General features: G+C 72.1%; 14 protein-coding genes and 1 tRNA gene. 13 read left to right on the top strand and 2 right to left on the bottom strand.

Going from position 1 to position 12,968, the window contains the following annotated elements:
* Positions 1-43 precede the first annotated feature (43 nt).
* Together ACLF3G_RS14330 and tsaD are read right to left on the bottom strand one after the other, a co-directional pair.
* A complete protein-coding gene (locus ACLF3G_RS14330) occupies positions 44-262 on the bottom strand; it encodes a YMGG-like glycine zipper-containing protein (RefSeq protein WP_430670063.1) in 219 nt (72 codons plus the stop codon).
* 11 nt (positions 263-273) lie between these two features.
* Positions 274-1,368, bottom strand: coding sequence for a tRNA (adenosine(37)-N6)-threonylcarbamoyltransferase complex transferase subunit TsaD (gene tsaD / locus ACLF3G_RS14325; RefSeq protein WP_430670062.1), 1,095 nt, complete (start codon positions 1,366-1,368; stop codon positions 274-276).
* A gap of 43 nt (positions 1,369-1,411) precedes the next feature.
* On the opposite strand from tsaD, the gene hemC reads away from it, so the two are divergent.
* The 13 genes from hemC to ACLF3G_RS14260 form a co-directional block, all read left to right on the top strand.
* Positions 1,412-2,419 (top strand): hydroxymethylbilane synthase, encoded by a 1,008-nt coding sequence (hemC, locus tag ACLF3G_RS14320; protein ID WP_430670061.1) that lies wholly within the window; start codon positions 1,412-1,414, stop codon positions 2,417-2,419.
* Between the two features lie 16 nt (positions 2,420-2,435).
* Positions 2,436-3,173 (top strand): uroporphyrinogen-III synthase, encoded by a 738-nt coding sequence (locus ACLF3G_RS14315; protein ID WP_430670060.1) that lies wholly within the window; start codon positions 2,436-2,438, stop codon positions 3,171-3,173.
* Positions 3,174-3,202: 29 nt separating this feature from the next.
* Complete coding sequence (locus ACLF3G_RS14310) at positions 3,203-4,366, top strand: hypothetical protein (protein ID WP_430670059.1); 1,164 nt, start codon at positions 3,203-3,205, stop codon at positions 4,364-4,366.
* A gap of 10 nt (positions 4,367-4,376) precedes the next feature.
* Entirely contained in the window at positions 4,377-5,648 is a 1,272-nt protein-coding gene (locus tag ACLF3G_RS14305; RefSeq protein ID WP_430670058.1) for a heme biosynthesis HemY N-terminal domain-containing protein, read from the top strand.
* 77 nt (positions 5,649-5,725) lie between these two features.
* A tRNA-Thr gene (locus ACLF3G_RS14300) sits at positions 5,726-5,800 on the top strand.
* Between the two features lie 617 nt (positions 5,801-6,417).
* Positions 6,418-7,611 (top strand): inositol-3-phosphate synthase, encoded by a 1,194-nt coding sequence (locus ACLF3G_RS14295; protein WP_430670057.1) that lies wholly within the window; start codon positions 6,418-6,420, stop codon positions 7,609-7,611.
* A gap of 10 nt (positions 7,612-7,621) precedes the next feature.
* Positions 7,622-8,536 carry an HD domain-containing protein gene (locus ACLF3G_RS14290; RefSeq protein WP_430670056.1) on the top strand — a complete coding sequence of 305 codons (915 nt, stop codon included), beginning with the start codon at positions 7,622-7,624 and terminating at the stop codon, positions 8,534-8,536.
* On the top strand, positions 8,536-9,006 hold the full coding sequence (locus tag ACLF3G_RS14285; protein WP_430670055.1) for a hypothetical protein: 471 nt from the start codon (positions 8,536-8,538) through the stop codon (positions 9,004-9,006). Before ACLF3G_RS14290 ends, ACLF3G_RS14285 begins: the two co-directional genes overlap by 1 nt.
* Before the next feature lie 18 nt (positions 9,007-9,024).
* Positions 9,025-9,687 (top strand): hypothetical protein, encoded by a 663-nt coding sequence (locus tag ACLF3G_RS14280; protein WP_430670054.1) that lies wholly within the window; start codon positions 9,025-9,027, stop codon positions 9,685-9,687.
* Positions 9,687-10,694, top strand: a complete 1,008-nt coding sequence (locus ACLF3G_RS14275; protein ID WP_430670053.1) for a Gfo/Idh/MocA family protein — start codon at positions 9,687-9,689, stop codon at positions 10,692-10,694. Before ACLF3G_RS14280 ends, ACLF3G_RS14275 begins: the two co-directional genes overlap by 1 nt.
* Positions 10,685-11,521, top strand: coding sequence for an MBL fold metallo-hydrolase (locus ACLF3G_RS14270; RefSeq protein ID WP_430670052.1), 837 nt, complete (start codon positions 10,685-10,687; stop codon positions 11,519-11,521). Before ACLF3G_RS14275 ends, ACLF3G_RS14270 begins: the two co-directional genes overlap by 10 nt.
* A complete protein-coding gene (locus tag ACLF3G_RS14265) occupies positions 11,518-11,826 on the top strand; it encodes a hypothetical protein (protein WP_430670051.1) in 309 nt (102 codons plus the stop codon). The genes ACLF3G_RS14270 and ACLF3G_RS14265 overlap by 4 nt, the downstream gene beginning before the upstream one ends.
* Positions 11,811-12,968, top strand: a 1,158-nt coding sequence (locus tag ACLF3G_RS14260; protein ID WP_430670050.1) for a YcaO-like family protein, incomplete at its 3' end; no start/stop codon positions are given. The genes ACLF3G_RS14265 and ACLF3G_RS14260, both read left to right, overlap by 16 nt.

Raw genomic sequence — 12,968 nt, 5'->3', positions numbered from 1 at the left:
GGTAGCGCCACCAGCAAGGCGGCGCAACCCGCAGTGTAGGGGCTCAGTAGCGGCGCGGGGCGGTGGCGGCGCCGCCGACGGCACCCACGCCGCCGCCGATCAGGGCGCCGGTGCCGGCATTGCCCGAGAGCGAGCCGACGGCGGCACCCGTGCCGGCGCCCAGCAGGCCGCCGCTGACGGCGCGCTGGCCGGGAGTCTGGCCGCAGGCGGCGACGGCGAAGGTGAGACCAAGCGCAACGGCGAGCCGGGGAATCATGGACATCGAAACCTCCTTCAACATTCCTGTCCCGTTAACGCATCGGATCCAGCTCGGTTCTCCTGGAGCGCGCCGGAAAGTTCCGCCAGCGGCCAGCGCGGCCGCGGCGCGTGGTCCAGCGGTTCGGTCAGGCCGAGGCGCAGCCGCTCGATCCCGGCCCAGGCGATCATCACGGCATTGTCGGTGCACAGCCGGATGGGCGGCGCCACCAAAGGCAGGCCGCAGCGCGCCGCGACGGCGGCCAGCGCCGCGCGAATGCCGGCATTGGCGGCGACGCCGCCGGCCACAACCAGCGCCGTGGCACCAGGGGCCATCGCCAGGGCATGCGCCGCGCGGTCTGCCAGGGTGGCGCTGACCGCAGCCTGGAAGCCGGCGGCGAGGTCGGCGCGTCCAGCCTCGTCCAGCCCTTTCGCCACGATGTTCGCCACCGCCGTCTTCAGGCCGCTGAAGGAAAAGTCGCAGCCGGCGCGGCCGAACAGCGGGCGGGGCAGGGCGAAGCGCTTCGCAGCGCCGCCTGCCGCCAGCCGCTCCAGATGCGGTCCGCCGGGCCAGGGCAGACCGAGCAGCTTGGCGGATTTGTCGAAGGCCTCCCCCACCGCATCATCCAGCGTGGTGCCGAGCCGCCGGTGCCGGCCGACGCCTTCCACCAGCACGCATTGGCAATGCCCGCCGGACAACAGCAGCAGCAGGTAGGGAAATTCCAGGCCGCCCGGATGCACGCCGGGCAGCCGCGGCGTCAGCGCGTGGCCTTCCAGGTGGTTGATGCCGAGGAAGGGGATGCCCTGGGAGATGGCGAGACCCTTGCCGAGCGTGGCGCCGACGATCAGCCCGCCGATCAGCCCCGGCCCCGCCGTCGCGGCCACCGCCGCGAGGCCTGCGGGCGTGGTGCCGGCCTGGTCCAGAACGCGCCGCACCAGCCCCGGCAGGTGCGCCAGGTGCGCCCGCGCCGCGATCTCCGGCACCACGCCGCCATAGGGGGTGTGGTCCTCGAGCTGGGAAAGTACCGCCTCGGCCAGGATGGTGCCGTCGGCGCGCAGGATCGCGGCGGCGGTTTCGTCGCAGGACGATTCGAGGCCCAGTACCAGCGCGTCCGCGCGCAGCAGATCCGTCATCAAGGCACCTTCCGAAGTCCGGGGCAGGGGCCTAATAGGCCGCATGTCCGCCATCCATCCCGTCGCCGCCCCCGTGGAGGGGCAGGTCCGGCCGCATTTCCGCAACCTGCCGCTGCGCGTCGGCACCCGCGGCTCGCCGCTGGCGCTGTGGCAGACGCGGCACTTCCTGTCGATCATCACCCGCTTCTGCCCGGTGCTGCGCGACGCGAAGGCCTTCGAGGAACACGCCATCGCCACGTCTGGCGACCGCATCCAGGACAAGCGGCTGGCGGATATCGGCGGCAAGGGGCTGTTCGCCAAGGAGATCCACGAGGCGCTGCTGGATGGCCGCATCGACTTCGCGGTGCACAGCCTGAAGGACCTGGAAACCGAGATGCCGCCCGGCATCGTGCTGGCCTGCACGCTGCGGCGGGAGGATGCGCGGGATGCGGTGATCCTGGGCCCACGCTGCGGCACGCCGGACCCGTCCGACCCCTTCGCGGCGCTGCCGGCGGGCGCCGTCATCGGCACCGCCTCCGTCCGCCGGCAGAGCCAGATCCTGCATGCGCGGCCCGACCTGCGGATCGAGATGATCCGCGGCAACGTGCAGACCCGGCTGGGCAAGCTGGCGCAGCCGGACGGTCCGGCGGCGACGCTGCTGGCCTTGGCGGGCCTCCGGCGGCTGGGGATGGAGGAGCGCGCTTCCGTCGTGCTGGACCCCGATTCGATGGTGCCGGCGGCCGGCCAGGGCATCGTCGGCGTCACTGCGCGGGCTGATGACGTGGATTTGCTGGAATTGCTGGCGGCGATCGAGGACCGGGAAGCGGCGGCGGTGAGCCGGGCGGAGCGCGCCCTGCTGGCGGCACTTGATGGGTCCTGCCGCACGCCGATCGGCGGCCATGCCCGGCTGCTGAGCGACGGAAGGCTGCACCTGACCGGGCTGGTGGCGCGGCCGGACGGATCCTTCCTGCTGAAGCGCAGCGCCCAGGGCGCGGTGGCCGATGCGGTGGCGCTGGGCCGGGACCTGGGCGAGGGCCTGCGCCGCGACAGCCCCGCCGACATCTTTGGCTAATCCGGCCGCGGTGCTGGTGACCCGCCCGGAACCGGGCGGGGCCGAGACCATGGCGCGGCTGCGGGCGCTCGGTTTTCGGGCGTTGGCGATGCCGGCGCTGGTGCTGCGGCCACGACGGTTTGCGCTGCCGCAGTGCCAAGCCGTTCTGCTGACCAGCCGCGCCGCAGCGCGCGCCCTGCCGCCTCAGCCGCGCGGCCTCCCGCTGCTGGCGGTGGGCGAGGCGACGGCGGAGGCGGCGCGGGCGGCCGGCTGGGCGGATGCGATGGCCGCGAGCGGCACGGCGGAGGATCTGGCCCGGCTCGCCGCGCACCGGCTTGATCCCGCGGCCGGCCCGCTGCTGCTGGCCGTGGGCCAGGGCTATGCGCTGGATCTGGCCGCCGATCTGCGCCGGCGCGGCTTCCGCGTGCTGCGCCGCGTCGCCTATGCCGCGACGCCCGCGACGAGCGTGCCGGCGCCGGTGCTGGCGGCGCTGCGGGGCGGGAATGGACCGGGGCAGGTGCTGTTCCACTCGCCTCGCTCGGCGGCCTGTGCCATCACTCTGCTTCGGGAGGCAGGCCTTGCCGCGAAGCTCGCGGACATGGTGGCGCTGGCGATCAGCCCCCGGGTCGCGGATGCGGCCCGCGTGGCGCTCGCCCCGCTGGCATGGCGCGAGATGCGCGTGGCTGGGCGGCCATCCGAGGATGCCTTGCTGGCGCTGCTCGGCCCCGGGGAAACCCGGCAAGGGCAGCGCGACCCTGAATCCGTGCCACGCTGAAGCTGCCCCGCCGAGCTGCCAGGAGAGCCATGAGCCCGACCCCGCCCCCCTCCTTCTCCGAGCGGCTCCGACGGTTCCGCATGGACCCCGCCGCCCTGCCGATCCTGGTCGCGGCCGTCGTGCTGGTCGGCGCTGTCGCCTGGTTGCTGGCGCGCCCGCTGCCGCAGGACCGCGCCGAGGCCAGCCCGGCCGTCGCAGCGCTGGAGCAGCGCCTGGCGGCGCTGGAGACGGCCGTCGCGCGGCAGCCGGCGCTGGAGGGGCTGACCAGCCGCCTCGCCACGCTGGAATCGGCCACCGGGCCGGACCTTGCGCCGCTGGCAGGGCGTATCGCCGCGGTGGAACGCGCCGCCGCCGAACTTGCCGCGCGTCCGGTGACGGACCCGGCCGAGCTGGCACCGCGCCCGGCGCTGGACGCGCTGATGCGCCGTGTCGATGGCCTGGCGCAGCGCGCCGAGGCCGCCATCGCGCAGGAGGAAGCCCGCGCCACCGCCAGCTCCGCCCGGATCGAGGGCGTGGCACAGGAACTGGCCGCGCGCGTCGGCACGGCGGAACAGGCTTTGACGCAGGCGACGGAACGGCTTGGCGGGGTCGAGTCGACCCTGACCCGTCGGCTAGGCGAAATCCAGGACCAGGTGGCGGCCCAGCGCGCGACGCTGGAGGAGCAGGCTGCCCGCATCACCGAGTTGCAGGGCCAGGCGCAGCGCCTCTCCGCCTTGGAAGGCCGTGCCGGGCGGTTGGCCACGTTGGACCAGCTGCGCGCGGCGCTGGCGGCCGGGGCGCCGCTGGGTGGTGCGCTCGGCACGCTGCGGGAGCCGCCGGCGGCGCTGACACGGTTTGCCCAATCCGCGCCTCCGACCGAATCCGCGCTGCGGCTGCGCTTCGAGGAGGCGGCGCGCGCCGCCATGGCCGCCAGCGACCCCGGCCGGCAGGGCCAGGGCGTGATGGACAGCGCGCTGTCGCGCCTGTCCGGCCTGGTCACCGTGCGCCGGGGGGAGGAGGTGGTGTTCGGCGATGCCGCCGCCGCCGAGATCGAGAAATCCCGCCGCGCCCTGGAAGCCGGCGACCTGGAGGGTAGCCTCGCGCCGTTGCAGCGCCTGTCGCCGCCGGCACAGGAGGCGATGCGAGCCTGGGTCGAACAGGCCCGAGCCCTGATCGAGGCCCGCGCCGCGCTGCGCAGCCTGGCCGCGGGCTGAGGGCCGCACGATGCGTCATGCCCTGATCTACCTTGTTCTTCTGGCGGCCGGTATCGCCGGCGTGCTGTGGCTCGCCCAGGTGGGCGGCGACGTCGCCGTCCGCGTCGGCGATGCGGAGATCCTGGTCGGCCTGCCGATCGCGCTGCTGCTGCTGGCGGTGCTGTTTCTTGTGCTGCACCTGATCCTGTCCGGCATCTCCGCGCTGCGGCGGCTGCCTGGCAAGCTGCGTGCCCGCAAGGCGACGAAGCGCCGCGCGGAAGGCGATGCCGCGCTGACCCGTGCGCTGGTGGCGCTGGCTGCCGGCACGCCGGATGCCGCACGCATCGAATCGAAGCGCGCGCGCAAGGGGCTCGGCGACACGCCGCAGACCCTGCTGCTGGCGGCCGAGGCCGAGCGCCTCGCGGGGCGGGAGGATCAGGCGACGGAGATCTTCCGCCAGCTTGCCGCCAGCCCGGAGGCCCGCTTCCTCGGCCTGCGCGGCCTGCTGCGCCAAGCGATCCAGCGCGAGGACTGGCCGGCGGCGCAGCGCCTGGCGCGCGAAGCCGAGGCGGCGCAGCCCGGTGCCGCTTGGCTGCGCCAGGAACGCGAGACGCTGGCGCTGCGCATGCGCGACTGGCGGGAGGCGCTGACCCTGGCCCCGCCCGGCGCCGGCCAGGCGGCGCTGGCGCTGGCCGCGGCCGGGCAGGAGCCCGACCTGATCCGCGCGGCGGAGCTGGAACGGCAGGGCTTCGCGGCCGACCCGGCCTTCGCGCCGGCGGCGCTGGCGCATGCCCGCCGGCTGCGCGACAGTGGCAGCCCGCGCCGGGCCCGTACCGTGCTGGAACAGGCTTGGGCGGCACGGCCGCATCCGGACCTGGCGCAGGAGTATTTCCGGGACGACGCCGATGCGCTGGCCCGGATGAAGTCGGCGGAGGCGCTGGCCAAGGGCAGTCCACGCCATGCCGAAAGCCGGCTGCTGGTTGGCCGCGCGGCGCTGGAGGCCGGGCTGACTGGCCGGGCGCGACAGGAGCTGGATGCGCTGGTCTCCGGCGGCCAGGCCGACCGCCGCGCCTACCTGGCGCTGAGCGACCTGGAGGAAGCGGAGCACGGTGAGACGCCGGAGGGCCGCGCCGCCCAGGCCCGCTGGCTGCGCCAGGCCGCCACAGCCGCGCCGGAGCCGCGGTGGCGCTGCGCCTCCTGCGGCACGGACCATGCGGCGTGGCAACCGGTGTGCCCGAGCTGCCAAGCGGTGGGCACCATCAACTGGACGAGCCCCCAGACCCTGCCTGCGACCGTCAGCTGAGCCGGGGCCGGCGCGACCGGCACTGGGAACGGGTTGTCGGTCGGCGTCGGGGCGGCTATAGGCGCTGGGCTTGGTGCGCCGACATAGCTCAGCGGTAGAGCAACTGATTCGTAATCAGTAGGTCCCCGGTTCAATCCCGGGTGTCGGCACCATCCTCCTTCAAAGACCTGAGAGGCGATGCGTGGCTCCATCGCTGGCGCCCGCAGAGGCCGGACTTCAGCGAGGCTTCAAGAGGGAAGGACGCCGCGCAGGCCATCTGCCGGCACCGCTCCGGCCATAACGCCGTGCCGGGCAACGTCACCCTTCTGGCGCTGCAACCAAACTGCCCGGAGTTGAACGTCAGGGACAACGTCCGGCGGTTCCTCTGCGCCAACCAGCTTCCAATCGCGTGCTCCAGGGCTGTGACGACATTGTCGCCCACTGCTGCCACACCTGGAACCGCCTCGTGGATCAGCCCAGGCGCATCATGACCATCGGATTGGGCAAGTCGGCACGTCGACTCCGAGCAATGCGAGATGGGATCTGTTCCCTCCCGCCGATATGCCATGTTGTCAAAAAGGACGACCGCTGCGGATGCAAGCAATGCGGTATCAAGAAATAAGCCGTGGGAGTTGATCGCGCTGGGATAACATTACGCGGCGACCACAGAATGTCGCGGTTTTACTGTTCGTAACTGGCCCTGTTGCTTACGCCCACGTCCTCGTGATTGGCAAAAGCCAGAAGCGGTCAACCTGTAGCTCTGGGAATTGCTCGGAGCCAAGGTGAAAGCATGCTGACGATACATCCAGGCCGCCGTCTCGGTGTTGCGGTCGTGGGGCTCGGCGGGGCCGTGGCGACGACGGCAGTTGCCGGGATTGAGACCCTTCGGCGCGGCGCGAACCGGCGCGAGGGGCTGCCGCTGGCCGATGTGAACGTGCCGGGTCTCGCGGATTACCGCGACATGATCTTCGGCGGCTGGGACCTCAATGGTGCAGACCTGGCGACGGCCGCGACCGGTCATCGCGTGCTGAACGAGGCGCAGATGGCGAGTACGGGCGAGGCGCTCTCCGCCATCCGCCCTTGGCCTGCCGTCGGCAGTGGTTCCTTCTGCCGCGGCATTGACGGCGTCAACAAGCGCGAGACACCGGGACATCGCGCAGCCGTGCAGGCAATTGCGGAGGACCTGCGCCGCTTCCGTGAGAACAGCGGCGCCGACAACATCGTCATGATCAACCTCGCCTCCACCGAGCGGACGCCGGTCGCGGAGGAGACGCTGGGATCGCTCGATGCCTTCGAGCAGGCACTGGACCGCGACGACCCGTCCATCGGCCCAGCCATGCTCTATGCGTATGCGGCCATCGAGAGCGGCGTGCCCTACGGCAACTTCACGCCAAGCCTCGCAGCAGATGCACCGGCCCTGATCGACTTCGCGCGGCAGCGCGGCGTGCCGGTCGCGGGCAAGGACGGCAAGACCGGACAGACCATGATGAAGACCGTGCTGGCGCCGGCGCTGCGCGCGCGTGCGCTGCATGTCGATGGCTGGTTCAGCACCAACATCCTCGGCAACCGCGACGGCGAGGCGCTGCGCGACCCGGACAGCCTGCAATCCAAGCTGGATACCAAAGGCCAGGTGCTGGACAGCATCCTCGGCTACCATGTCGAGGATCACCTGGTCGACATCCGCTACTACCGTCCCCGCGGCGACGACAAGGAAGCCTGGGACAACATCGACATCTCGGGCTTCCTGGGACAGCGGATGCAGATCAAGGTGAACTTCCTGTGCAAGGACAGCGTGCTCGCGGCGCCGCTGGTGTTGGAAATCGCCCGCGTCCTGGACTTGGCCGAGCAGCGCGGCGAGGGCGGCGTGCAGGAACAGCTCTCGGTGTTCTTCAAGGCGCCGATGGTCGGCAACGGCCACCCGCCGGAACATGCCTTCCACGTGCAGGAGCGCATGCTGATGGACTGGCTGGGGGCGCCGCAATAGGGGCGCGCCGATGATGACGGACGGTCTGGCCACGCGGCAGGAGCTGCGGGCGGAACACCTGCCGCTTCTGCGCGAAATCGGGGACCTGAAGCGGGTGCGGTCTGCGGCGCGGGAGGGCTCCATCGCGGAACGTCTGTTCGCGGCCGCATGGGCGCATCTCGCAGGTGGCGGCGATGCGGCGCAGGGCTGGCGTGCTACGGTAGGCGCGGCGCTGGCGGCGACACGGATGGGCGACCTGGATGCGGCCGCCCTCGCAACCGTCGGCATTGAACCTTCGGCGGCGCGCGTAATTCATGCCAGGGCCTTGGAGGATGCGGCGCAGGGCGTCGAAGCAGGGCTGCGGGCAGCGCTGCACGAGGGCGCCGCGCTGCACGAAGGCGCGGTGCCGGCTTTCGTGGCCTCGCTGGCGCGGCAGCCGCGCGCCGGCGTCACCTGCCCCGGGCGTCCCAGGCTGCTTCTGGAACCGCCGGAGAATCATGCGGAGCATTGCCTGGTCGTGGCGGTCTACGGCGTCCTGCTGTGTCCGGCCTATGCGGCCGATCCTGATACCGTCTTCGTCGCCGCCCTCGCGCACCACCTGCACAATGCGCTGCTGCCGGATTCCGGCTTCGTCGGCGAGGAACTTCTGGGCGATCAGCTTGCTCCGGCTTTTCTGCGCGCGACGGAGGCGGCGCTGGCGCAACTTCCCGCGCCGGTCGCGGGGATGGTGCGCCAGGCGAGGCGTATCCTGACCGGCACGACGACGCCGGAGGGCCGCGCCTTCCACGCGGCGGATACGCTCGACCGCGTGCTGCAGGTCGAACAGCACCTGCGCGCCGGCCAGGCGACGCTGCGCTTCGTGCTGGAGGACATGGAACTGGTGCATGCCGGGCCGGTGAAGCCCTTCCAGGATCGCCTGCTGCGCGACGTGGGGCTGCTGGCGTGATGCGGCGCGATGGCCCGCATTCGGTGCGGGATGCGCAAGGCCGCCGCTGGCCGGTGCTGGACGGCATCGTCTTCGCACGTGCCTCGCGCCAGGACATGGCGCGGCTGGCGCTCGGGTTGCTCGATGCGGGCGACAAGGATGCGGCGCTGGTGCTGCTGCTGGCCGACCAGGACGATTGGTGGCGCGGGCCTGTCGCGGAACCTGATGCGCTGCGCGACCTCGTCACGAACCGGGAAAGGCTGAGCCTGCGCGAGGCGATGGCGCGGCTGGCCTGGGGGTCGGTGGCCGACTACTTCGCGCATCGCTGGAGCGACCCGACCTTCCTCGCCGGTCTTGCGCTGGTCGAAGCGCATTGGAATGCGCCGCGCCGGGCCTTCGAACTGGCGTGCGGCATCGGCCAGCATCTGCGCGCCCTGGCGCAGCGGGATGTTGCGGTGGCGGGCGCGGATGTGGTCTTCGCCAAGCTTTAGGTCGCGCGGCACTGGGTGGTGCCGGCGGCGGAGTTGATGTGCCTGGATGCGGCGGAGCCGTTGGGGCTGGACGCGGCGGAGCCGCTGGGGCTGGACGCGGCGGAGCCGTTCGGGATTGAGGGTGGCTTCGACCTCGTTGCCTGTCATGACGCCTTCTACTTCCTGGAGCCGAAGGCGGACGTGCTGCGCTGGCTTCGTGGCCTGGCAGGCCCGCATGGCATATTGGCCATCGGCCACGTCCACAACCGCGACTGCCCAAACCTGTCCGCTGGTGCCGCGGTGACGGCGGCGGAGATGGCGGCGCTGTTCCCTGACGGCGTCTTCTACGACGATGCCGAGTTGACGCGCGCGGCGGTGCAGGGGCGCGTGCCCACGGCGGCGCCCGCCGCATTCCTGGCGCAGGTCGAAGCCTTCGCCGTGGCCGCCGGGCCGGGCCTCGCCGCGGCACACCCGGCCATGGGTCGCCTGGCGCTGCCGCCGCACGGCGTGAGGTTGCGACGCAATCCTTTGTACCGCGAGGACGGCGCCATCGCCTGGCCATCCGCGCGCTACGAACGGGAATACGGGCCGCGCGCCACCTATCCATTGCGCGCGACGGCGCCGGAGACGGCGGTGGCCGGCGCGCACACCGCCGCCTGGGCCCTGCGGCGCGAATTGCTCGACCTGCCGGAGCGCTGGTGATGCTGGGCTGGGGTATCGCCGGATATGGCTGGGTTGCCCGGGATTATGCGGCGCCGGCGATGCTGGCGGCAGGGCATCGCGTCCAGGCGGTCTGCGACATCGGCGCCGCCGCGCGCGACGCGGCGCGGGCGCGGCTGGACCCGCCCGGCGGCGTGCATGAGGGGCTCGCCACACTGCTGGGCGACCCGGCGGTGCAGGCCATCTACGTGGCCACCCCGAACCACCTGCACCGTGCGGCGGTGGAGGCGGCGGCGGCGGCCGGCAAGGCCGTGCTGTGCGAGAAGCCGATGGCGGCGACGCTGGCGGATGCGGAGGCTATGGCGCATTGCGTCGCGCGCGCCGGCATCCTGTACGGCACCGCCTTCGACCAGCGTCACCACCCCGCGCACGAGGCGATGCGCGAGGCGATCGCACAGGGGTTGATCGGCACGCCGACCGCCATCCGCATTGCCTACGCCTGCTGGCTCGACGCGCAGTGGAGCGTGACCGGAGAGGGCGACAACTGGCGCGCCGATCCTGCGCGCGCCGGCGGTGGCGCGCTGATGGACCTGGCGCCGCATGGCCTCGACCTCGCGCAGTTCCTGCTGGACGAGACGCTGGAGCAGGTGGCGGCCTTCACCCAACGGCGTGTGCAGCGCTACGCCGTGGATGACGGCGCCGTGCTGATCGGGCGCACCACCGGCGGCACGCTGCTGCAGATGCACGTCGCCTACAACTGCCCCGACGGGCTGCCGCGGCGGCGCCTCGAGATCCTCGGCTCGGCCGGGCAATTGCTGGCGGAGGACACGATGGGCCAGGACCCCGGCGGCACGGTGCTGCACCTGGACGAGCGCGGGCGGGCGCGGCGGCTGGCGGTGCCGGATGCGGAGGCCTCGCCCTTCGCGCGGCAGATGACGGCGTTCGGGCAGGCGATGCGGGATGGTGGCGCGGGATTCAGCGCCACGCGGGACCTGCACACGATGCGGCTGCTGCACCAGGCCTATGAAGGAGCTGGCGCATGCCGCTGATCCCCTGGGCCTGCGCGCATTGCGGCTTCTGGCAAAAGCATTTCGAGCCGCGTGGCTGCCCCGTGTGCGAGGACACGCGCAACGACCTGCCGGCGGATGGCTGGCATTTCCTGCGTGAGGCGGAGGTGGCGGAGAAGCTGACCGGAAGCTGGCGGCGGCTCGACCGCGACATGGTCGCCTTCACCACCGCGCCGCCCTTCGGGCTGAACGGCACCGGCTGGCTGCTGCTGCACCCTGACGGTAACACGGCCTTCGAGGCCGCGCCCTACTACACGCCGGAGATGCTGGAGGAGATCCGCAGGCTCGGCGGCATCCGCTTTCTCGCCGCCTCGCACTGCCACGGCTACGGCGCGCTGTGGCAGTTGCAGGACGTGTTCCAGCCAGAAGTCACGGCGATCCAGAAGGACGACCTTCGGATGACCAAGGCGTTCCGCGTCACCTGGCCCTATGACGAGGCGCTGGAGTTGCGGCCCGGGCAGCGCCTGCTGCATGTCGGCGGCCATTATGAGGGCCAGGCCGTGCTGCACGACAGCAACCGGAAAATCCTGTTCTGCGGCGACGCCTTCAAGGTGGACCAGGACGAGAGCGGCCACAGCACGGCGATCTCGACGCACAAGGCGTTCCACAAGGATATCCCGCTGTCGCCGGCCGAGGTGCGGCACTACCGCAAGGTGATCGGCGGGCTGCGCTTCGATACCGTCTGCACGCCTTTTGAACACGCGCCGGGGATCACGACCGAGATCGCCCTGGCGGTGCTGGACGACCAGCTGCGCGGCCCGCCGGGCGTGCGGCACATCCCCCTGGATCAACTGCGCGAGGCCCGATGAGCGACGACCTTCAGGCGGTGGCGGACGCCTTCCGCGGGACCATGCCGCGTGACGCCCATGTCTCCGTCTTCCGCATCGACCGCCTCGATCGCACCGGCGTGCCGGTGGTGCAGGCGAGCCTGATCCTGCCCGACGAACCCGCCACCATCGGCTACGGCTACGGCTTCAGCGCCGTGGAGGCCGAGGTCGGCGCGCTCGGTGAGTTGTGCGAGGAAGTGCATGTCGGCCGGCATGTGGCCGAGGCGCCGCGCGTCACGGGAAGCCGGCGGGCCTGTCGCGCGAACGGCCGGTGGCGGACCCGCTGACGCTGTGCCTGCCGGCCGGGTCGGATTATACGCCGGACCTGGCGCTGGATTGGATCGAGGCGCGGCGCTGGCCATCCGGCGAGGCGGTGCTGGTGCCGCGCGAATGGGTCGCGGCCTATCCCTACCAGCTTGGCGCGACGCCGCGACTGATCACGCCGATCACCAACGGCCTCGGCGCCGGCTTCGACCTGGAACACGCCATCGCGCACGGGATCATGGAAGCGCTGCAGCGCGACGGCAACGTCACCGGCTACCGCGCGCTCGACCAGGGAATCGTGGTGGAGCCGGACGCGGTGGCGGATGCGCAGGTGCAGGGCCTGCTGGACCGGCTGCGCGGCCTCGGCATCGGCGTGACGGTGAAGCTCGCCAGCACCGAGTTCGGCATGACCAACCTGTATGTCGTGGGCGACGACCGCGGCCAGCCGGTGGTGCCGATCCAGGTGACGGCCTGTGGCGAGGCGGTGCACCCGGACCGCTCGCGCGGGCTGCGCAAGGCGCTGCTGGAATTCTGTGGATCGCGCGCCCGCAAGGCCGCGACGCACGGGCCGGTGCCGCTGCTGCGGCAGGCGTTGCCGGCGGAGTATGTGGAACGCCAGCTTGCGGTCGCCATGCTGGACGAGGAGGAACCGCGCGCATTGGCCGCCATGGTGGAATGGATGGGGCTTGATGCCGCGACATTGCGCGCGCGCCTCGCCGGCACGGTGTTTTCCGAACGGCAGCGCCGGAGCCTGTCGGACCTGCCGGATGCCGGCGCGCCCGCCGTCGCCGCCTCGAAGGACCGGCTGGACCTGCTGGTGCGGGCCCTGGCGGCTGAAGGTCTCGAGGTTCTCTACGTCGACTGCTCGCCCAGTGCCGAGGTGCGCGTGGTGAAGGTGGTGGTCCCGGGTCTGGAAAGCGAGACGATGAGCTATCACCGCATCGGCTGGCGTGGCGTGCGGCGGCTGCGGGCGCGCGATGACGCGCTGTTGCGGGATGCGCCGGGCGAGGGGCTGCAACGCGTGCGGCTGCGGCCGGAGGACGAGGCACGCGCGGGCGGGCCCGCCTGGTTCGACACCACGCTGGCCACCCGCATCGTCGGCGGCCTGTACCCCATGTATCGCGAGACCGGCACATTTTCCGCCCAGCTCGCCACGCGGAAGGAA

Source organism: Falsiroseomonas sp. HC035 (assembly GCF_050563525.1).
Classification (GTDB): Bacteria; Pseudomonadota; Alphaproteobacteria; order Acetobacterales; family Acetobacteraceae; genus Falsiroseomonas.
Note: the sequence above shows the minus strand (reverse complement) of the source record. Positions and strands in the feature narration are given on the sequence as shown.

Bases quoted from the DNA above. Each gene is read 5' to 3' on its own strand.
- ACLF3G_RS14270 (WP_430670052.1), top strand. From the start codon at position 10,685: ATGCCGCTGATCCCCTGGGCCTGCGCGCATTGCGGCTTCTGGCAAAAG.
- ACLF3G_RS14290 (WP_430670056.1), top strand. From the start codon at position 7,622: ATGATGACGGACGGTCTGGCCACGCGGCAGGAGCTGCGGGCGGAACAC.
- ACLF3G_RS14310 (WP_430670059.1), top strand. From the start codon at position 3,203: ATGAGCCCGACCCCGCCCCCCTCCTTCTCCGAGCGGCTCCGACGGTTC.
- ACLF3G_RS14275 (WP_430670053.1), top strand. From the start codon at position 9,687: ATGCTGGGCTGGGGTATCGCCGGATATGGCTGGGTTGCCCGGGATTAT.
- ACLF3G_RS14285 (WP_430670055.1), top strand. From the start codon at position 8,536: ATGCGGCGCGATGGCCCGCATTCGGTGCGGGATGCGCAAGGCCGCCGC.
- hemC (WP_430670061.1), top strand. From the start codon at position 1,412: ATGTCCGCCATCCATCCCGTCGCCGCCCCCGTGGAGGGGCAGGTCCGG.
- tsaD (WP_430670062.1), bottom strand. From the start codon at position 1,368: ATGACGGATCTGCTGCGCGCGGACGCGCTGGTACTGGGCCTCGAATCG.
- ACLF3G_RS14265 (WP_430670051.1), top strand. From the start codon at position 11,518: ATGAGCGACGACCTTCAGGCGGTGGCGGACGCCTTCCGCGGGACCATG.
- ACLF3G_RS14295 (WP_430670057.1), top strand. From the start codon at position 6,418: ATGCTGACGATACATCCAGGCCGCCGTCTCGGTGTTGCGGTCGTGGGG.
- ACLF3G_RS14330 (WP_430670063.1), bottom strand. From the start codon at position 262: ATGTCCATGATTCCCCGGCTCGCCGTTGCGCTTGGTCTCACCTTCGCC.
- ACLF3G_RS14305 (WP_430670058.1), top strand. From the start codon at position 4,377: ATGCGTCATGCCCTGATCTACCTTGTTCTTCTGGCGGCCGGTATCGCC.